Source organism: Amycolatopsis stemonae, assembly GCF_054781455.1.
The window spans coordinates 243,801-263,708 of the sequence record NZ_BAAGUJ010000010.1; the positions used below are offsets into that span (position 1 = coordinate 243,801).

The 19,908-nt window shown below is 72.7% G+C and carries 16 protein-coding genes; 7 read left to right on the plus strand and 9 right to left on the minus strand.

Annotation, left to right across the window (positions count from 1 at the left end; translation table 11 throughout):
- Nucleotides 1-5: 5 nt before the first annotated feature.
- Nucleotides 6-983: an asparaginase gene (locus tag ACYVLJ_RS32995; protein WP_460441595.1), complete on the plus strand. Its 978-nt coding sequence runs from the start codon at nt 6-8 to the stop codon at nt 981-983.
- Between the two features lie 5 nt (nt 984-988).
- Here ACYVLJ_RS32995 and ACYVLJ_RS33000 read toward each other — a convergent pair whose 3' ends face one another.
- The 3 genes from ACYVLJ_RS33000 to ACYVLJ_RS33010 form a co-directional block, all read right to left on the minus strand.
- Complete coding sequence (locus ACYVLJ_RS33000) at nt 989-1,468, minus strand: cysteine dioxygenase (RefSeq protein WP_460441626.1); 480 nt, start codon at nt 1,466-1,468, stop codon at nt 989-991.
- Between the two features lie 200 nt (nt 1,469-1,668).
- A complete protein-coding gene (locus ACYVLJ_RS33005; RefSeq protein WP_460441596.1) occupies nt 1,669-2,685 on the minus strand; it encodes an NAD(P)H-dependent glycerol-3-phosphate dehydrogenase in 1,017 nt (338 codons plus the stop codon).
- Nucleotides 2,685-3,404: a lysophospholipid acyltransferase family protein gene (locus ACYVLJ_RS33010; RefSeq protein ID WP_451975040.1), complete on the minus strand. Its 720-nt coding sequence runs from the start codon at nt 3,402-3,404 to the stop codon at nt 2,685-2,687. The genes ACYVLJ_RS33005 and ACYVLJ_RS33010 overlap by 1 nt, the downstream gene beginning before the upstream one ends.
- Nucleotides 3,405-4,369: 965 nt before the next feature.
- Here ACYVLJ_RS33010 and cofC point away from each other — a divergent pair.
- The 3 genes from cofC to ACYVLJ_RS33025 are packed head-to-tail and all read left to right on the plus strand — an operon-like array spanning nt 4,370 to nt 8,373.
- Nucleotides 4,370-5,005, plus strand: a complete 636-nt coding sequence (cofC, locus tag ACYVLJ_RS33015; RefSeq protein WP_451975042.1) for a 2-phospho-L-lactate guanylyltransferase — start codon at nt 4,370-4,372, stop codon at nt 5,003-5,005.
- Nucleotides 5,006-5,047: 42 nt separating this feature from the next.
- Nucleotides 5,048-7,423 (plus strand): RNA degradosome polyphosphate kinase, encoded by a 2,376-nt coding sequence (locus tag ACYVLJ_RS33020; protein ID WP_451975044.1) that lies wholly within the window; start codon nt 5,048-5,050, stop codon nt 7,421-7,423.
- A complete protein-coding gene (locus tag ACYVLJ_RS33025) occupies nt 7,420-8,373 on the plus strand; it encodes an NUDIX hydrolase (RefSeq protein WP_460441597.1) in 954 nt (317 codons plus the stop codon). Before ACYVLJ_RS33020 ends, ACYVLJ_RS33025 begins: the two co-directional genes overlap by 4 nt.
- A 490-nt stretch (nt 8,374-8,863) precedes the next feature.
- Here the strand turns inward: ACYVLJ_RS33025 and ACYVLJ_RS33030 are convergent, their stop codons facing one another.
- The 4 genes from ACYVLJ_RS33030 to leuC form a co-directional block, all read right to left on the minus strand.
- Entirely contained in the window at nt 8,864-11,575 is a 2,712-nt protein-coding gene (locus ACYVLJ_RS33030) for an AfsR/SARP family transcriptional regulator (RefSeq protein WP_460441598.1), read from the minus strand.
- An 815-nt stretch (nt 11,576-12,390) separates the two neighbouring features.
- On the minus strand, nt 12,391-13,080 hold the full coding sequence (locus ACYVLJ_RS33035; protein ID WP_460441599.1) for an HU family DNA-binding protein: 690 nt from the start codon (nt 13,078-13,080) through the stop codon (nt 12,391-12,393).
- 229 nt (nt 13,081-13,309) lie between these two features.
- Nucleotides 13,310-13,912 (minus strand): 3-isopropylmalate dehydratase small subunit, encoded by a 603-nt coding sequence (gene leuD / locus ACYVLJ_RS33040; RefSeq protein WP_451975052.1) that lies wholly within the window; start codon nt 13,910-13,912, stop codon nt 13,310-13,312.
- Nucleotides 13,913-13,933: 21 nt separating this feature from the next.
- Nucleotides 13,934-15,367: a 3-isopropylmalate dehydratase large subunit gene (leuC, locus tag ACYVLJ_RS33045; protein ID WP_460441600.1), complete on the minus strand. Its 1,434-nt coding sequence runs from the start codon at nt 15,365-15,367 to the stop codon at nt 13,934-13,936.
- 143 nt (nt 15,368-15,510) lie between these two features.
- Between leuC and ACYVLJ_RS33050 the strand changes: the two genes are divergently transcribed.
- Nucleotides 15,511-16,212, plus strand: a complete 702-nt coding sequence (locus ACYVLJ_RS33050) for an IclR family transcriptional regulator (protein ID WP_051183801.1) — start codon at nt 15,511-15,513, stop codon at nt 16,210-16,212.
- A 27-nt stretch (nt 16,213-16,239) separates the two neighbouring features.
- Here the strand turns inward: ACYVLJ_RS33050 and ACYVLJ_RS33055 are convergent, their stop codons facing one another.
- Nucleotides 16,240-16,554 (minus strand): nuclear transport factor 2-like protein, encoded by a 315-nt coding sequence (locus ACYVLJ_RS33055; protein WP_451975056.1) that lies wholly within the window; start codon nt 16,552-16,554, stop codon nt 16,240-16,242.
- Nucleotides 16,555-16,654: 100 nt separating this feature from the next.
- On the opposite strand from ACYVLJ_RS33055, the gene ACYVLJ_RS33060 reads away from it, so the two are divergent.
- Both ACYVLJ_RS33060 and ACYVLJ_RS33065 read left to right on the plus strand, forming a co-directional pair.
- Entirely contained in the window at nt 16,655-16,906 is a 252-nt protein-coding gene (locus ACYVLJ_RS33060) for a hypothetical protein (RefSeq protein WP_451975058.1), read from the plus strand.
- 58 nt (nt 16,907-16,964) lie between these two features.
- Nucleotides 16,965-17,540, plus strand: a complete 576-nt coding sequence (locus ACYVLJ_RS33065; protein ID WP_460441601.1) for a hypothetical protein — start codon at nt 16,965-16,967, stop codon at nt 17,538-17,540.
- Between the two features lie 4 nt (nt 17,541-17,544).
- Here the strand turns inward: ACYVLJ_RS33065 and ACYVLJ_RS33070 are convergent, their stop codons facing one another.
- Nucleotides 17,545-19,605, minus strand: coding sequence for a glycoside hydrolase family 3 C-terminal domain-containing protein (locus ACYVLJ_RS33070; protein WP_460441602.1), 2,061 nt, complete (start codon nt 19,603-19,605; stop codon nt 17,545-17,547).
- Nucleotides 19,606-19,908: the final 303 nt, after the last annotated feature.

A 19,908-nucleotide genomic window follows, 5' to 3' on the forward strand; every position in this document is an offset into this window, starting at 1 on the left:
GGCGCATGCCCTTGATCGCGGTCGCCACGCTCGGCGGCACCATTTCGATGGCCCCCGTCGCCGGCGAAGGCGGCGCCGTGCCCCGGCTGGGCGCGGCCGAGCTGCTCGGCGGCCTCGGCGACCTGCCGATGGACGTCCTGGCCGAGACGCTGGCCGGCGTCGGCAGCGCGTCGCTGGACTTCGCGACGCTGCTGCGCTGCCGCGACTGGGGGCTGGAGCAGGACGCGGACGGGTTCGTCGTCGTGCAGGGCACGGACACCCTGGAGGAGACGGCGTACTTCCTGGACCTGTGCTGGCCGTCGGACCAGCCGGTGGTGGTCACCGGGGCGATGCGCAACGCGGGCCTGCTCAGCCCGGACGGCCCCGCGAACCTGCGCAACGCCCTGACGGTGGCGGCCGACCCGCGCAGCCGCGGCCGGGGCGCCCTGGTGACGTTGAACGACGACGTCCACGCGGCGCGCTGGGTCCGCAAAGCGCACACGAGCCACCTGGAGGCGTTTTCCTCGGCGCCGGCAGGGCCGCTCGGCATGGTCGTCGAGCAGGCGGTGCACTACTTCCACCCGTCCCCGCCGCGACTGCCTTCCTTGGGGGGAAAGGACTTCTCGGGGTTGGTCCCCGTGGTGGAGGCGGGTCTGGACGACTCGGGCGAGGTGCTCTCGTACCTGGCTTCGCAGCCGGGCGTGCGCGGGATCGTGGTGGCGGCGACGGGCGTCGGGCACGTCTCTTCCGGCACCGCCGACGTGGTGGCGCGGCTGGTGCCGTCGCTGCCGGTGGTCGTCGCGTCCCGGACGGGCGCGGGCCCGACGCTGCGCTCGACGTACGGCTTCCACGGCTCGGAGTCGAGCCTGATCGCGCTGGGCGCGACGATGGCCGGCTGGCTGGACGCGCGGAAGGCCCGGATCCTGCTGCACGCGCTGCTGGCGTCCGGTGCGGACCGATCGGCGATCGAGCGGGAGTTCCGCCTGCGCGGGGACCTGGACTGAGCGGTTCAGTCCAGGACCGGGCCGCCCAGCGGGTCGAGGTGGTACGAGCGCATCGCGCGCTCGGCGTCGCGGTAGACGTGGAGCGAGATCGCCGGGTCGGGGCCGTCGTTGCGGACCTCGTGCACGTACCCCGGCCCGAACACGCGCGACTGCCCCGCCGAGAGCGCGTGCAGCTCGGTGACCGCGCGGCCGTCCGGCGCGCGGCGGGCCACGGCTTCCGTCAGCCGGCCGGTGACCAGCGTGAACGCGCCGCTGGCGAACGCGTGGTCGTGCAGGTCGGTGCGCTGGCCGGGCAGCCAGCTCATCAGCCAGACCTCCTGCTGCTCGTCCTTCGCGACGAGCGCGGCGAAGCGCTGGTCGGGGTCGTAGCGCAGCAGGTGCTTCCAGCGGTCGCGGTCGGCGGCGAACTCCAGCGCGACGCGCACCGGGTGGCGCAGCGCGGGGTTCTCGGGACGCAGCAGGGTGTTGTCCGGAACGGCGAACATGAGGGTCCTCACGGAAGAAGAAGGGTGTCGAGCTGGGCCGGGGCGGGGTTCACCGACAACAGCGACACGCGCACATGACGGCGCGCAGGCCCGTGCGGCCCCGCAGCTCAGTCATCTCGTACGCGAACATGGCACCCAGCGTTCCGTACCGCCCGGGACCGGTCAAGCCGCTCCCAGCATCCGGGCGGTAGGTCACACCGTCAGGACCACTCGTGCTTCTGGGAGCGCCCGAGCAGCTCCGCGCCCGCCTGCCGCGGGTCGACGCCTTCGTGGCAGACGCGGTGCATCGCGTCGGTGATCGGCATGTCGACACCGACGCTCTGCGCCAGCGCGCGGATCGACGAGCACGACATCACGCCTTCGGCGACCTGCCCGCCGGCCGCCGCCTGCGCCTGTTCGAGCGTCTCGCCGCGGCCGAGGCGCTCCCCGAAGGTCCGGTTGCGCGAAAGCGGCGACGAGCAGGTCGCGACCAGGTCGCCGACGCCGGCGAGCCCGGCGAACGTCAGCGGGTCCGCGCCCAGCTTGGCGCCGAGGCGGGCCATCTCGGCCAGGCCGCGGGTGATGAGCGTCGCCATGGTGTTGGTGCCGAGGCCGAGGCCGGCGGCCATCCCGGTGCTGAGCGCGATGACGTTCTTGCAGGCGCCGCCGAGCTCGCAGCCGACGACGTCGGTGTTGGTGTACGGGCGGAAGTAGGAGTTGGCGCAGGCGCGCTGGATCGCGACGGCGCGTTCATGGTCGGCGCAGGCGAGCACCGACGCGGACGGCTGCCCGGCGGCGATCTCCTTGGCCAGGTTCGGCCCGGTGACCACGACGACGTCGCCGGCGTCGATCCCGACGATCTCGCCGATCACCTCGCTCATCCGCTTGAGGGTGCCGAGCTCGACGCCCTTGGCGAGGCTGACGAGGATCGCGTCCGGCGGCAGGAGGGGGCGCCACGCCGAGAGGTTCGCCCGCAGGCTCTGACTGGGCACCGCGAGGACGACGGCCTCCGCAGTTTCGAGGGCCTTCGCGGGGTCGCTGGTCGCGGTGATGTTTTCCGGGAGCACGACGCCGGGCAGGTAGGCGCTGTTGACGTGCCGCTCGCGGATGTCGTCGGCGACCTGCTCGCGGCGCGCCCACATCGTGACGTCGCGGCCGGCGTCGCCGAGCACCTTCGCGAAGGCGGTGCCCCACGAACCGGCCCCGAGGACGGTGACCCGCTGGACGTCGGCGCGCATCAGGCCGGGTCCTCCGGCTTCGCCGCCGGCGGTTCTTCGTGGCGGGTCTCGGCGAGCAGCCGGGTCACCTCGTCCATCATGACCTTGGTGACCTCGCGCAGCTTGGACGCGCTGCGCGCGCTGCCCTCGCGGTAGGCCGAGAGGTCGAGGGGGTCGCCGACGTTGTGGGTGATCGTCTTGCGCGGGAACGGCTTGAACTTCTTGGTGTAGCCGTTGAAGAGCTGGCTGGTGCCCCAGCGGGCGATCGGGATCACGGGGACGTCGTTCTGCAGCGCGAGCCGCGCGGCGCCGGTGAAGGACTCCTTCGGCCAGCCGGCCGGGTCCTTGGTGATGGTGCCCTCGGGGTAGATGACGACGATCTTCCCCTCCTGGAGGGCCTGGTGGGCGGCCTTGAGACTGTCCCCGGCGGCGGCCGACCCGCGCGAGACGGGAATCTGCCCGGACCCGACGAAGACCTTCCCGAAGATCGGCGTCCGGGTCAGGCTTTCCTTCCCGAGGAAGCGCGGAACCCGCTTCTGCCGGTGCACGAACACGGCGTCGACGACGGGGTCGAGGTGCGAGATGTGGTTGAGCACGAGCAGCGCGGGCCCCTGCCGCGGAACCTTCTCGTTCCCGACGTAAACCCGCCGCGCGATACCGGTGAGCGGGTAGAACACGGCGGCGGCCAACCCCACCCAGAAGCCGCCCTTCTCACGCCGGGCCACGATCTCCTCCTCCACGGTTCAGGTCCCCAGATCCTGCCGCGCCGGGGTCGGGCCAGTCCAGGGAGGGTGGGTTCAGCCACGACCCGGCCCCTCGACCGGGACGGCCGGGGCAGCCGTGGGCCCGGCTCGGCGATCCGGCAGGAGGTTGCGTCGGTGTGGCTTGCCGTGAGTGTCAGAACCGCCCCGGAACACTCACGACAAGCCACGGAAGACCTGCCCGCGACCGGTCAAGTGCTCGGGATCGGCCGCCGGCGCCCGGCCAGGCTGCGCCCAGCCCAATCCGGCTGGCCACGCCACTCGGCGCCCCACCCCAGCGGTGCCCCCTTCAGGCCCGCGGCGCCCCACCTCGTCCCGGCCAGGCCCGGCGCCCGGCGCCCGGCCTGGCCCGGCGCCCGGCGCCCGGCCAGGCTGCGCCCAGCCCAATCCGGCAGGCCACGCCACTCGGCGCCCACCCCCAGCGGTGCCCCCCTCAGGCCCGCGGCGCCCCACCCGGCCAGGCCAGGTTCGGCGCCCAGCGGTGCCCCTCACGCCCGGCGACACCCCACCCGGCCCGGCCCGGCCAGGCCCGGCGCCCAGCGCCACTCCCGGCCGGCTCGGCGGCCACGCCACCCGCCCCATCCCAGCGGTGCCCCTCACGCCCGGCGGCACCCCACCCGGCCCGGCCAGGTTCAGCGCACAGCACCACTCCCGGCCGGCTCGGCGGCCACGCCACCAGCACCCCGCCCGGCGACCCACCCAGCCTGCGACCAGGCCCGGTCCACCCGCGCGTCGCCGCAGTTCGTGCTCCGGCAAGACCCCGACCCACACACAACGCAAGCCCACCCTCCCTGGGGGCCACCCCGTCTCGAGCGTATCGACCCCCACCGACGGAAACCCCGGCTCGAACACCCCGCACCCCGACTTGTCCACAACCCGGACCACCTGTGGACAACTCGCCCGTCCGCCGACGCGCCTGCGCCGTTTCGGGTAAAGATGGACACGTGGACGTGGACCTGGTCGTGCCGATGAAACACCCCCGTGACGGCAAGTCGCGGCTGCGTGGGGCCGTCGACCCCGGACTGCACCCCGGGCTCGTCCTGGCCTTGGCCGCCGACACCCTCGCCGCCGTGACGTCGAGTGCGCACGTCCGGCGCGTGCTGCTCGTCGCGTCCGATCCCGACGCCGTCGCCGAGCTGGGCGAGCTCGGGGTCGAGATCGTCGCCGAGCCGGCCGAGAAGACCCTCAACGCCGCCTTCCGCCACGGTGAGGCCCTGCTCCGCGCCGATGACCCCCACGGCGTCGTCGGGGCGTTGCAAGCCGACCTCCCCGCCCTGCGCGCGGGCGATCTCTCGGCCGCGCTGAAAGAGGCCGACCACCGCCGGGCCTTCGTCGCCGACCGGCAGGGCACCGGCACCACCCTCTTGCTGTCCGCGCCCGGCGCGCCCCTCGACCCACGCTTCGGTCCCGGCTCGGCGGGCGCGCACCGCGGCTCCGGAGCCGTCGCGCTCGGCGGCGCTTTCCCGTCCCTGCGCAGCGATGTCGACACGCCCGGGGACCTCGCCCACGCGCGCGGCCTGGGTGTCGGGAAACACACCGCCGCACGCCTCGGCGAAACCTCCGCTGAGCTGTTCACCTGACCTTCACCGCGGTCTGCGCAATTCGGCGCGGCTTAGTGAAGAATGGGTGCGGTGAGCACAGCAGACGGCAGCACGCCCGCACCGCGGAGGCGACGGAACCCGGCGAACGGATCTTCGGAGACGGCCAAAAAGACGACGCCGGCGAAGCGCGAGCCGGCGAAGTCCAGCGCGCGTGACGTCGCGGCCCGCACCACCGCCGCGAAGGCCCGGCCCCGCAAGACCACCGCGGCCGCTGCCCAGCCCACGACGAGCAAGACCACCAGAACCGGCAAGGCGCCTCGCGCGGCCGAGCGCCCCGCCGAGGAGTTCCGCGCCGTCCCGTCGGCGCCGCCCGCGGTCACCAGCGCGCCGACCGCCGTCGAGACGCTGCCGGACGACCGGTACTTCAACCGCGAGCTCTCCTGGCAGGACTTCAACGCCCGTGTGCTCGCGCTGGCCGAGGACGAGTCGCAGCCGCTGCTCGAACGGACGAAGTTCCTCGCGATCTTCGCGTCCAATCTGGACGAGTTCTACATGGTCCGCGTCGCCGGCCTGAAGCGCCGCGACGAGACGGGCCTGCTGGTGCGCAGCGCGGACGGGCTCACCCCGCGCGAGCAGCTCGACTACATCGCCAAGCGCAACCAGGACCTGGTCGAGCGGCAGACCGGCGCGTTCGAGAAGCACCTGCGCCCGCAGCTGGCCGAGTACGACATCCGGATCGTCGGCTGGGCCGACCTGTCCGGCGCCGACCAGCTCCGGCTCTCCAGCTACTTCTCCGAGCAGATCTTCCCGGTGCTGACGCCGCTGGCGGTCGACCCGGCGCACCCGTTCCCGTACATTTCGGGCCTTTCGCTCAACCTCGCGGTGACGGTCCGCGACCCCGAGGGCGGCACCGAGCGCTTCGCCCGGGTGAAGGTGCCGAGCAACGTGCCGCGCCTGATGCGCGTCGAAAACGAGCGCACCAGCCGCACCGCGACGTTCCTGCCCCTCGAAGAGCTCATCGCCGCGCACCTGGGCGAGCTGTTCACCGGGATGGACGTCACCGAGCACCACGTCTTCCGCGTCACCCGCAACGCCGACTTCGAGGTCGACGAAGACCGTGACGAAGACCTCCTGCAGGCCCTCGAGCGCGAGCTGGCGCAGCGCCGGTTCGGCCCGCCGGTGCGCCTCGAGGTCGCCCAGGACATGAGCGAGCACATGCTCGAGCTGCTGCTGCGCGAGCTGGACGTCGACCCGGCGGACGTCGTCGAGGTGCCCGGCCTGCTCGACCTGACCTGCCTGCACCAGCTGTCCAGTGTGGACCGCAAGGAGCTGAAGGACCGGCCGTTCGTGCCGGCGACGCACCCGGCGTTCGGCGAGCGCGAGACGCCGAAGAGCGTCTTCGCGACGCTGCGCGAGGGCGACGTGCTCGTGCACCACCCGTACGACTCGTTCTCCACGAGCGTGCAGCGGTTCATAGAGCAGGCAGCGGCCGACTCGAAGGTCCTCGCGATCAAGCAGACGCTGTACCGGACGTCGGGCGACTCGCCGATCGTCGACGCGCTGATCGACGCCGCCGAGGCGGGCAAGCAGGTCGTCGCGCTGGTCGAGATCAAGGCGCGGTTCGACGAGCAGGCGAACATCACCTGGGCGCGCACGCTGGAGCGCGCGGGCGTGCACGTCGTGTACGGCCTGGTCGGGCTGAAGACGCACTGCAAGGTGTCGATGGTGGTGCGCCAAGAGGGCTCGACCATCCGCCGCTACTGCCACATCGGCACCGGCAACTACAACCCGAAGACCGCGCGGCTGTACGAGGACCTCGGCCTGCTCACGGCCGACCCGAGCATCGGCGCGGACATCACCGACCTGTTCAACGTGCTGACCGGCTACTCGCGGCAGGACACCTACCGGACGATCCTGACGTCGCCGCACGGCATCCGCCGCGGCATCGTGCGCGCGATCGGCGAGGAGATCGAGCTGGCGCGGGCCGGGCAGCGGGCCGGGATCCGGATCAAGTGCAACTCGCTGGTCGACGAGCAGGTGATCGACGCGCTGTACCACGCGTCGCAGGCCGGGGTGCCGGTCGACATCGTCGTCCGCGGGATCTGCGCGCTGAAGCCGGGCGTCGAGGGGTTGTCGGAAAACATCCACGTCCGGTCGATCCTCGGCCGGTTCCTGGAGCACTCGCGGGTCTTCCACTTCCGGGCAGGCGGGACGCACTGGATCGGCAGCGCGGACATGATGCACCGCAACCTGGACCGGCGGATCGAGGCGCTGGTGCGCGTCAAGGACCCGAAGCTGACGCGGCAGCTCGACGACATCTTCGACTCGGCGCTCGACCCCGAGACGCGGTGCTGGGTGCTGACCGCCAGCGGCGAGTGGTCGCCGTTCCCGGCGGAAGGCTCGCGCGTCCGCGACCACCAGCTGGAACTCGCGAAGCTGCACGGGGCCGCCGGATGACCCAGGAGGTACGGGCGGCCGGCGCGGTGCTGTGGCGCGCCGCCGGGCGGGAGACGGAAGTCGCCCTGGTGCACCGCCCGCGGTACGACGACTGGTCGTTGCCGAAGGGAAAGCTCGACCCCGGCGAGACGATCGCCGAGGCCGCCGTCCGCGAAGTGCGGGAGGAGACCGGGTTCGACGGGATCCTGGGCCGCTACCTGACCCGGACGGAGTATTCGGTGCCCACGCGCAACGGGTCCGGCACTGTCCCGAAGAAGGTCGATTACTTCAGCGCCGAAGCCGTTTCCGGCGAGTTCGAGGTCAACCACGAGGTCGACGAGCTGCGCTGGCTCGCCCCGACGGCGGCGGAGAAGCTGCTGACGCGCCCGGAAGACGTGCGGGTGCTGCGGTCTTTTTGCGAGCTGCCGGTCGACGTGACGACGGTGGTCCTGGTGCGGCACGCGAAGGCGGGCAAGCGCGACGACTGGTCCGGCGACGACGACCTGAGGCCGTTGTCGGACGCCGGACAACGGCAGGCGTCGGCGCTGCGGCGAGTGCTGGCGCTGTTCGGGCCGGACCGCGTGCTGTCGGCGCCGCGGCTGCGGTGTGTGCAGACGGTGGGCGGGGTCGCGGAGGACCTGGGGGCCGACGTGCGGCACGAGCCGCTGTTGTCGGAGGAGGGCTACTGGCCGGACCCGGTGCTGGGCGTCGCGCGGCTGCTGGCGGTGGCCGGCGACGGCGGCACCCCGGTGGTGTGCAGCCAGGGCGGCGTGATCCCGGACCTGGTCAGCGCACTGGCGGACCGCGACGGCGTCGAGCTGGCCGCCGCCCGCGGCGGCGTGGTGCCGAGCAAGAAGGGCTCGTTCTGGGTGCTGTCGTTCCGCGCCCCGACCAAGGACGAGGGCCCGGTCCTGCTGGCGGCGGACTACTACCCGAGCGCGCTGCCGACCCCCTCGCCCAGCCACCGCTGAGCGGCTTGTCCACAAGCCGTCCGTGATGTGGGCAACCGGCCTCGGCTGCGGGCTTTCCCCGGCTTTTGGTCGGCGGCCCCCGATACGCTGGACAAGGGCACGCCCCCCAGGGAGGGCGGGGGTCTGCCAGCGCGGGGGTCTGCCAGCGCGGGGGTCTGCCAGCGCGGGGGTCTGCCAGCGCGGGAGTCTGCCAGCCAGCGCGACGGCCTGGCCGTGGGCGACTGCCTGTCAGCGCGACCGCCAGGCAGCGCGGGCCAGCCAGCTTCAGCGGCAAGTCCGCCACTGCGCGGTCTGCCAGCGCGACCGCCTGCCGTGGGCGACAGCCTGACACCGCGACCGCCACGCAGCACGAGCCAGCTACCGCGGCAATCCACCAGCGCGAGGCTGCCAGCGCGACGACCTGCCCGTGTGCGCACGCCACCGGCAGAAGACAGTGCCGTGACAGTCGATCTTGGTGTACTGGCTCCGGGTCCCGCTGGGCTGCGCCGGGCTAGGGGTACGGCGCATCCCGGGTCTGGGGCCCGTCCGACGGCACTGTCGCCAGCAGGGTGCGGATCTCCGGGATGCGGGGATCGCCGAGGCGCCGGCAGACCGTCAGCGCCTCGGCCCAGTGCCCTCGTGCCTCTTCGTTCCGGCCCGTGCGCAGCTTGAGCCGGCCGAGCGTGATGCGGACGTCGATCGTGCCGTATTCCGCGTTCAGTTCCTTCAGCTCGGCGAGTGCTTCCAGTCCCGACTTCTCCGCTTCGTCGTAGCGGCCGGCTCCTTCGAGCGCTTCGGCGACGTTTCCCAGCGCCAGCGCCGCGTGGTAGCGGTCGCCGAGTTCGGCGAAGGCTTCGTGTGCGGCCTGGGCCGCTTCGGCGGCGTTGTCGTAGTCGCGCAGGCCGATGCGGCTGGCGCTGACGTTGAGGAGCGCGTGCGGGACGAACGTCCGCTGGCCCTGGTCGCGGGCGATGCCGACTGCTTTCAGCGCGTGGCGCTCGGCTTTCGCGTACTCGGCTTGGACGTAGTACGCGCCCGAGAGGTTGGACAGGATCGCCACCGTCAGGGCGCTTCCGGCGCCGGACTCGGACGCGGCGCGCGCCTCCTCCAGTGCTTCGAGTGCCTTGTCGGGCTGGAGGGTGCGCAGGTAGGCCGAGCCGAGGTTGTTGGCGCTGTACTGGAGACCGGTGCTGTCGCCGGCTTCCCGGGTCGCCGTGACGGCCGTGCGCGCCGTCGTGATCCAGTCGTCGCGGTCGTGGCGTTCGGCGAAAAACCCGCGAAGCAGCCACGCGAGCTTCCACGAGTGGGCGGTGAAGCCGTTGTCGGCGGCGACGCCGACGAGCGCCGTGAGGGCCGCGCGTTCCGTCGTGTACCAGGCGATCGCCTGCTCGTGCTGGGTGAACGGCACGGCGGGCACCGGCGCGGGGTCGAGGGTGAGGTCGTCGGTGAGCAGGTCGGGCCGGACGAGCGTGGTCGCTTCGGCGACGCTTGCCAGGTACCAGTCGAGGAGCCGCCGCAGCGCGGCCACGCGTTCGTCCGCGGCGGACTCGGTTTCGACGAGCTCGGCCGCGTAGACGCGCAACAGGTCGTGGAACTGGTAGCGATCGGTGCTGGGCTGGTTGAGCAGGTGCGCGGCGGCGAGCTGATCGGCCAGCTCCCGCGCCTCCCGCAGGTCGGTCCCGGCCAGCGCGGCGGCCGACGACAGGCTGAAGCCGTGGCCGGGGTGCAGGCCCAGCAGCCGGAAGAACCGCGCGGCCGCCGGGCGCAACGCCTTGTACGACCACGAGAACGCCGCCCGCAGGTCGGTCCCGGCGTCCTGCGGGTCGCGCAGGGTGTCGAGCCGCAGCCGCTGGTCGCGCAGTTCCTCGACGATCCCCGCGAGCGAGACGCCCGAAAAGCGCGACGCGCGTTCGCCCGCCAGCGCCAGCGCCAGCGGGAGACGGCCGCAGAGCTGGACGAGCTCGGCGACGGCGGCGGGTTCGGCGGCGAGCCGCTGCGGTCCGACACTGCCGGCGAGCAGCGCGGCCGCGTCCCGGTCGTCGAAGGAGCGCAGGGCGATCCGGCGGGCGCCGTCTCGCGCGACGAGGCCGCGCAGCTGGTTGCGGCTGGTCACGACGACGAGGTTGCCGGTGCCGGGCAGCAGCGGCCGGACCTGGTCGGCGTCGCGGGCGTTGTCGAGCAGCATGAGCGTGCGGCTGCCGGCCAGGCGGCTGCGCAGGAGCGCGGAGCGTTCCTCCACTGTGGAAGGCACGGTCTCGGCCGGGACGCCGAGGGCGCGCAGGAACCCGGCGAGCGCGGCGTCCGGGGCGACGGGCGTGTCCGCCGAGTGCCCGCGCAGGTCGAGGAACAGCTGGCCGCCGGGGAAGCGGTCGCGGACGCGGTGCGACCAGTGCACGGCCAGCGACGTCTTCCCGACGCCCGCGGTGCCTTCGATGACGACGATGCCGGACGCGCCACCCGGCGGCAGGCGGTCGAGTTCGGCGAGCTCGGGGCCGCGCCCGGTGAAGCCGGCGACGTCGAAGGGCAGCTGCCGCGGGACGGTGTGGACGGCCGGCCCGGCGTCGGCGGCGAGCAGTTCGGCGTGCAGGCGGCGCAGGTCCTCCCCCGGCTCGACGCCCAGCTCGTCGGCCAGCAGCGCGCGAAGACCGGCGTAGCGGGACAGCGCTTCGGCGCGGCGCCCGGAGCGGGCGAGGACGCGCACCAGCCGTTCCCACAACGATTCCCGCAGCGGGTGCTGGGCGACGAGGTCGGTGAGCTCGGCGACGAGCCGGGCGTCGGGGACGAGCCCGGCGTCGAGGTCGATGCGCTGTTCGACGGCGAAGAGGTACCGCTCGGTCAGCAGCGGCCCCCACTCGGCGGCCAGCGCGGGCGAGCCGACGCCTTCCAGGGGCGAGCCGCCCCAGGTGGCGAGCGCGGCGGTGAGCAGGTCGCGGCGGCGCGCGGGTTCCGTCGCGGCGGCGGCTTGGTCGAGGGTGCGGAGGAAGCAGAGGGCGTCCACCCGGGACGGGTCGACGACCAGCCGGTACCCGTCCGGTTCGGTGACGACGGTTTCCTCGCCGCAGAGCCGGCGCAGGCGCATCACGTAGGTCTGGAGGCTGCCGCGGATGTGCGCGGGCGGATCTTCGCCCCACACCCCGCGGGCGAGGGCGTCGATCGACACGAGCCGGCCCGCGGACAACGCCAGTGTCGCGAGCAGCGCCCGCTGCCGGGAACTGGTCAGCACGACCGGCGAACCGCCGACGAGCGCCTGGAACGGGCCGAGCAGCCGGATGTCGATGGTGGTCGCCCCCAGGGTTCGCCTCGCGTGCGGGCGGGCACCGCCGGACGCGGGCCCCGAGGTGGCAGCGTGGCATCACTCGGCCGGGCGCTCAAGCAACTTTGCGAAATTGGGCGGAACCGGTCCCGCGACGGCGGTCTGCTCCGAGCGAGTGGTGCCCGAGTCCCGTTCGGACTGTGGATCTTGGCAGTGGGTAACACCGAGTGGGCACGCCCGAACGGTCGGTCGGCACGCCGCCCCGTCGGTCGCGCCCGCCCGTGTAGCGGAACGGTCGCCGGGAGAAGTCGGTTGGCGCGCCTGGAGAGTCGGCCGGCCCGGTGACTGACCGACCACGCGAGCCGACTGCACCGGCGAGCGAGCTGGCTGCCCACGCACGCGAGCCGACTTTGCTGAGCACGCGACCGGCCGCACCGGCGAGTGGGCTGGCCATCCGGCCACGCGAGCCGACTTTTGCTGAGCACGCGATCCGGCCGCACCGGCGAGTGGGCTGGCCGTCCGGCTACGCGAGCCGATTTCTCGGAGCACGCGGGCGACCACCTGGCCCGCAAGGCTGGCCGCCCCGGGCACTTGCTTGAGCGCGAGCTGACCGCGCTACCCCGGAACGTGAGTCACCCTCACACGCTTCCGCCGCACCTGGCCCGGAATGCACGGCGGGGCCCCGCGCACGTCTGCGCGAGGCCCCGCCGAAAGCCCAGCAGAGGTCACCCCCTGGGGGTCCCCCTGATTTCACGTTACCGCAGGGGTCCGACAGTTTCGGGTGGTCAGCTCTTCTTCGCCGCCGTCGTGCGCTTGGCCGGGGCCTTGGCGGCCGCGGTCTTCGGGGCCGCCTTGGCCCGCGATGTCGTCGCCCGGGTCGTGGTCTTCGCCGCGGTCGTCTTCGCCGCCGCGGGCTTCGCGGCCGTCGTCTTGGCCGCGGCCGCCTTCGGAGCCGCCGCAGCCCTCGGGGCCGCTGCCTTCGGGGCCGCCTTGGCCCGCGTCGTCGCCGGCTTCGCCGCGGCCGCCTTTGTCGCCGTCGCGCGGGTTGTCGTCGCCGGCTTTGCCGCCGCCGTGCGGGTGCGCGTGGTCGTCGACCGCGTGGTGGCCGGCTTGGCCGCGACCGTCCGGGAGGTCGTGGCCGCCGCGGTGCGGGTGCCTGCCGCCGCGCGGCGGACCGGGGTGGCCTTCGGCAGCTTCTTCGCGCCGGAGATGACGTCCTTGAACGTGGTGCCGGCGCGGAACGCGGGCACGTTCGTCTTCTTCACGCGCACGGCTTCCCCGGTGCGCGGGTTGCGCGCGGTGCGGGCCGCACGAGCACGCTTCTCGAACACCCCGAAGCCGGTGATGTTGACCTTTTCGCCCTTGTTGACCGTCCGGATGATGATGTCGACCAGACCGTCGACCGCCTCGGAAGCGGCCTTCTTGTCGCCCAGGCGCTCCGTCAGCGCCTCGATCAGCTGGGCCTTGTTGGCCATTCCAGTCCTCCAAGAAGGAAGTGCTCGTCCACGGCCGCGCAGGGCCGACTAGCGACACGGTATTACCAAGGCAGCACAAATTCCAAACGGCACGCGGAATCTTTCCCTTGCCCCGGGGCGGGTTCCGCCTCGCGGGAGATCCCCGCGAGGGCCGTTCGGCGTGGTGTCGCAGCCGGCCGCACGAAGGGCGGAATCCCCGGTACCACAAGGGATTCCGCCCTCGAAAACGCTACGAAGCGGCGATCGGCGTGGTCGTCGGCTTCCAGGACGGGCGGCCCGACTCGAAGCTGTCGATCTCACCGGCATGGCGCAACGTGAGAGCGATGTCGTCGAGGCCTTCCAGCAGCCGCCAGCGGACGTAGTCGTCGATCTGGAAGGGCGCGGTGAAGTCCTTGGCCCGCACGGTCTTGGTCTCGAGGTCGACCGTGACCTCGGTGCCGGGCTCGTTCTCGAGCAGCTTCCAGAGCAGTTCGACGTCGTGCTGCTCGCACTGCGCGGCCACCAGGCCGCCCTTGCCGGAGTTGCCGCGGAAGATGTCGGCGAACCGGGCGGAGATGACGGCCCGGAAGCCGTAGTCCATCAGGGCCCAGACGGCGTGCTCGCGCGACGACCCGGTGCCGAAGTCCGGGCCCGCGACCAGCACGCTGCCACTCTTGAACGGTTCCTGATTGAGGATGAAGTCCTGGTCACCGCGCCAGGCGGCGAACAGCCCGTCCTCGAACCCGGTCCGGGTCACCCGCTTGAGGTAGACCGCCGGGATGATCTGGTCGGTGTCCACGTTGGACCGGCGCAGCGGGACGCCGACGCCGGTGTGCTGGGTGAACGGTTCCATGGTGGGAGCTCCTCGGGTGGGTCAGCGGGCGGCGGTCTGCAGGTCTTCCGGCGAGGACAGCGTGCCCCGCACGGCCGTGGCGGCGGCCACGAGCGGCGAGACCAGGTGCGTCCGGCCGCCCTTGCCCTGCCGGCCCTCGAAGTTGCGGTTCGACGTCGACGCGCTGCGCTCGCCCGGCTTCAGCTGGTCCGGGTTCATGCCCAGGCACATCGAGCAGCCGGCCTGGCGCCACTCGGCGCCGGCCGCGGTGAAGACCTCGTCGAGCCCTTCGGCCTCGGCGGCCTTGCGGACCCGCATGGAGCCGGGAACCACCAGCATCCGGACGGAGTCCGCCACTTTCCGACCGCGCAGCACCTCGGCCGCGGCGCGCAGGTCCTCGATCCGGCCGTTGGTGCAGGAGCCGAGGAAGACGGTGTCCACGGCGATCTCGCGCAGCGGCGTGCCCGGCCTCAGGTCCATATAGGACAGGGCTTTTTCAGCGGCGATGCGGTCGTTCTCGTCCGGGATCAGCTCCGGGTCGGGCACGTCGGCACCCAGCGGGAGCCCCTGGCCTGGGTTGGTGCCCCAGGTCACGAACGGCGTCAGCTCGCCCGCGTCGAGGTGCACCTCGGCGTCGAACTCGGCACCTTCGTCGGTGCGCAGCTGCCGCCAGTTCTCGAGCGCCGCGTCCCAGTCGGCGCCCTGCGGCGCGTGCGGGCGGCCCTTCAGGTACGCGAAGGTCGTCTCGTCCGGGGCGATCATCCCGGCGCGGGCGCCGGCCTCGATCGACATGTTGCACACGGTCATCCGCGCCTCCATCGAGAGCGCTTCGATGGCCGAGCCGCGGTACTCCAGGACGTAGCCCTGCCCGCCGCCGGTGCCGATCTTGGCGATCACCGCGAGGATGATGTCCTTCGCCGTGACGCCGGGGCGCAGCTCGCCGTCGACCGTGATCGCCATCGTCTTGAACGGACGCAGCGGCAGCGTCTGCGTGGCGAGCACGTGCTCGACCTCGGACGTGCCGATGCCGAAGGCGATGGCGCCGAACGCGCCGTGCGTGGAGGTGTGGCTGTCACCGCAGACCACGGTCATCCCGGGCTGCGTCAGGCCGAGCTGCGGGCCGATGACGTGCACGATGCCCTGCTCGGCGTCACCCATCGGGTGCAGCCGGACCCCGAACTCCTTGCAGTTGCGGCGAAGGGTGTCGACCTGGGTACGCGAGACCGGATCGGCGATGGGGAGCTCGATGTCGACGGTCGGGACGTTGTGGTCCTCGGTCGCGATGGTGAGGTCGGGGCGGCGCACCGGCCGCCCGGCCAGGCGGAGGCCGTCGAAGGCCTGCGGGCTGGTCACTTCGTGCAGCAGGTGGAGGTCGATGTAGAGCAGGTCCGGCTCGGCGCCTTCACCTCGGCGCACGAGGTGGCTTTCCCACACCTTCTCCGCCAGCGTGCGGGCCTTGCCGGTCGGGCTGGTCATCTCCGGCTCCTTCCACGGTTCGACGTCGGAACTCGGGCGCGCACCTGCGGAACGGATGCGAGCCGCGAAGGAGGAGCGCAGCTCGAGTTCAGGGTTTTCCCAGATGCTGGACTTCCCAAAGTGCGGGACGCTAGTATCGGGTCGTGGGACAGCATAGCGGTATCGGAGTACTGGACAAAGCAGTGGCCGTCCTGCAGGCGGTCGCGGACGACCCCTGCGGCCTCGCGGAACTGTGCACGCGGACGGGCCTGCCCCGGGCCACCGCGCACCGGCTCGCGGTCGGCCTCGAGGTGCACCGGCTGCTGCGCCGCGGTCCGGACGGCCGCTGGCGTCCCGGTACGGCACTGGCCGAGCTGGCGGGCGGCTCGACCGACCCGCTGCTCGACGCGGCCGGCGTGGTGCTGCCGAAGCTGCGGGACGTCACGGGCGAAAGCGTGCAGCTGTACCGCCGCGACGGTGTCCAACGCGTGTGCGTCGCCACCGCGGAACCGCCGTCCGGCCTGCGGGACACCGTCCCGGTGGGCTCCCGGCTGCCGATGACGGCGGGCTCGGGCGCGAAGGTGCTGGCGGCGTGGGCGGATCCGCACACGCAGCGCACGATCCTGGCCGACGCGGTCTTCGGCGAGCGCACGCTGCTGGAGGTCCGGCGCCGCGGCTGGGCGCAGAGCGTCGCCGAGCGCGAGCCGGGTGTGGCCAGCATTTCGGCGCCGGTCCGCGACTCCGCGGGCACGGTCGTCGCGGCGGTTTCGGTGTCCGGCCCGATCGAGCGGATCGGCCGCAAGCCCGGCGCGCGCTGGGCCGCGGACCTCCTCGCGGCGGCGGACGCGTTGCAGGAACGCCTGTAACTCCCGCCCCAGGAGTCACACCCGTTGTCAGGCTTGGCCGGTTTCGAAGCGCGCCACCTTGCCGTCGCGAACCGTGAACGCCCACCGCGTCCGCATCGCGCCCCACGTCGAGTTCGAGTAGTTCGCGACGAACCGCCTCCCCTCGTCTTCCGCGGTTTCGACCTCGAGGTGGCCCTGACTGGAGAAGATCTCCTTCTCCGTCCATTCCGCGAGGTCGCGGTCCGTGCCGTCGTCGGACATGGTCGCGTCCGGGGTCAGCGCGGCCCGGAACGCCGTGCGGTCGCCCGCGTTCAGCGCGTCGACGAACGCGCGCACAGCCGGGTCGCCGATCGAGTGCGTCATGCGGTCATCGTGCACCGTTCGGGGGAACCTCGCGAAACCTGCGTATTCGGTGACGGCGGTCACGTCTCTTCAGGGACAGCACCGAAGAGGGGAACCGACCATGCTGAACCGAAGGGCACTGGCGATGCTCCGGGCCGTCGACGCCGGGCGGGCCGAGCTGACCTGCAGCTGCGAGCCGGACCTGCGGGTCGACGGGCTGCCGTGCTGCGACCAGGCGACGGCGCACGAGCTGGCGCGGGCCGGGCTGATCCGGCCGGCGCGGGGACCGGTGCGGGCGATCGGGCAGTGGACGCGCGCGGAACTGACCGACGACGGCCGGCTCGCGCTGGGCGGGACGCTCGCCGCCGCCTGATGCAACCGCCCGGCCGCTTCGCGCGTGTATCCGCCGAGGAACACCGCGAGGGGGACCGATGAAGATCGCCGCGGGACTGCTGGGCGCCGGACTGCTGCTGAGCGCGTGCTCGGGACCCACTCCGACCGCCCCGACCGTGACCGTGACGGCGCCGAGCACGCCGCCGGCACCGCCGAGCGTCGACCCGGCGACGCGGGACTGGATGGACGGCTTCTGCTCGGCGATCCACGGCTACCGCGAGCGCACCAACGACGAAGCCATACCGGGTTCGCCCGAACCGGGCACGGTCGAGGAAGCGCAGCGAGCGCTCAGCGAAGAGCTGGGCGGGATCGCGGACCGCACGGGCGAAGTGGTCGACAAGCTGACGGCGCTGCCGCCGGCGCCGGTCCCGCTCGCCGAAACGGTCCGGCAGGGCTTCGTCACGAAGTACACGACGGCCCGGGACCGCGCCCGCGACGCGAAGACGGCACTCGACGGTGCGAAGCCGGGTGACGCCGCCTCGCAGGACCCGGCGATGAAGGCCCTGCAGCAGGCCCAGCAGGACGTCGACGGCATGTACGACCCGGTCGCCCCGATGGTCGCGTCCCGGGAGCTGATGACGGCCGCCGCGCTCGCCCCGGGCTGCAAGGCCTGACGGGTCAGCGCTTCAGCGGCGCCTGCAGCGGCAGCGAGCGGGACGAGTCGCCCACCTGGACCGTGAAGCCGCCCTTCACCGGACGCCACGCGTGGCTGGTGGCGTCCCACGTCGAGAAGTCGCGCGCGTCCAGCCGGATCGTCACGCGCTGGGACTGGCCCGGCGCCAGCTCGACGCGCGAGAAGCCCTTCAGCTGCCTCGGCGGTTCGCCCGCCGCCGCCGGGAAGCCCAGGTACAGCTGCGCGACCTCGGCGCCCGCGCGGTGCCCGGTGTTCCGCACCGTGAACGTCGCCGTCGCGCCGTCGCCGGTGTTCCGCACCGACAGGCCGGAGAAGGCGAACGTCGTGTACGACAGGCCGTAGCCGAACGGGAACAGCGGCGTCTTGCCCTGCGCGTCGAACCAGCGGTAGCCGACCTGCAGGCCTTCCGAGTACGTCGCGACGCCGTTGACGCCGGGGAACTGCGCCGTGGTGTTCGCCGGGGTGTCCGCGTCGGCCGCCGGGAACGTGATCGGCAGCTTCGCCGACGGGTTGACGTCGCCGAAGAGCACGCCCGCCACCGCGGCGCCGTCCTGCTGGCCCGGGTACCACGCCTGCAGGATCGCGGGCACCGAAGCGGCCCACGGCATGAGCACCGGCCCTCCGCTCTTCACCACGACCACGGTGTGCGGGTTCGCCGCGGCGACGGCGGACACCAGCGCGTCCTGGGTGCCGTCCAGCGCCAGGCTCGCCCGGTCCTTGCCCTCGGCTTCGTTGTCGCCGACCATCACGACCGCGACCTGGGAACCGGCGGCCAGGGCGGCCGCGCGGGCGGGGTCGCTGCCGTCGTCGAGCGTCACCGCGGCCCCCGGGACCCGGGCCCGCAGCCCCGGCAACGGGTCCACTGTGGACGTCGGGATGACGGCCGAGCTGCCCCCGCCGCCGGTCTTGGCCTTGGTCGCGAACGGCCCGATCAGCGCGATCGACTTCACCGCGCGGTCGTCGAGCGGGAGCTGGGCGTGGTCGTTGCGCAACAGGACCATGCCGCGTTCGGCGAACTGCTTCGCCGCGGCGTCGTGCTGCGCGGTCGGCAGCGGCGCCGGCGTCGGCGGGTGGTCGAACTGCCCGAACGCGAACATCGTGCGGAACCGCGGGATCAGCAGCTGGTCGACGCGCTGTTCGCTGACCTGCCCGGCGAGCACCGCCTGCTTCAGCTTGTCGCCGTACCAGGTGCCGTCGATCATCTCGAGGTTCATGCCCGCGTTCGCCGACCCGACCGTGCTGTGCGCGGCACCCCAGTCGGACTGCACGAACCCCGTGAACCCCCAGTCGTCGCGCAGCTTGCCCTGCAGCAGCGCCGGGTTCTCGCACGTGAAGACGCCGTTGATCTTCGGGTAGGCGCACATCACCGAGCCGGCGTGGCCTTCGGTCACCGCCTGCTCGAAGTGCGGCAGGTAGATCTCGTTGAGGGTGCGCTCGTCGATGTGCTCGTCGATGCTCTGGCGCTGGGTCTCCTGGTTGTTCGCCGCGTAGTGCTTGACCTCGGCGATGGTGCCGTTCTCCTGGATGCCGCGGATGTCGGCGGCGCCCAGGGCGCCGGCGAGCACCGGATCCTCCCCCATGCCCTCGAACGTCCGGCCGTTGCGCGGCACGCGGGCGATGTTGATGTCGGGGCCCTCGGACACGTTGTGGGCGAGCGCGCGGGTTTCGTCGCCGATCAGGCGGCCGTACTGGCGCGCGAGCCCGGTGTCGAACGTCGACGCCAGGGCCATCGTGGCGGGCAGCGCGGTCGCCGGCTTCTGCGGCTTGTCGTCGGCCGGGCCCATGCCGGCCGGGCCGTTGGCGATCCGGAAGCCGGGTACGCCGAGGCGCGGGATGGGTGGCACGAACCGCTGGTGCTCGGCGTCGGGCTGCAGGTGCAGCTGGGAGATCTTCTCGTCGAGGGTCATCGCGGCGACGAGCTCGGCGGCCCGCTGCTCGGGCGACTGGCGGGCGTTGCGCCACGGTTGCGCGTCCGCCACCGCCGTCGCCGGCACGGCCAGCGACAACCCCAGAACCGCGGCAAGAACCAGCCGGCCGTTGCGCATCGCAGTCTCCCTCGCCACTGAACGGGATCAACGGCGGACAAGCTAACCCATACGTGACCGAGAAACATAGACTCGATAGTTGTTCATGTACATGAACAGAACGAGGGATCAACCGTTTCCCCGGCTCAAGCGTGGAAGGGGCGCCCACCGGAGGGGCCGGGCCGCGGCGAGAAAGCACTGATCGGCCTAACGCCGCCGCGGCCGTTCACCACCTTGAACGGCCGCGGCCGGCTCCCTCCACAAAGGACACCCCGGGGCGGGCGCGGGCCCCCAGGCCACCGCCCCGGGGACCGCCCACCCCAG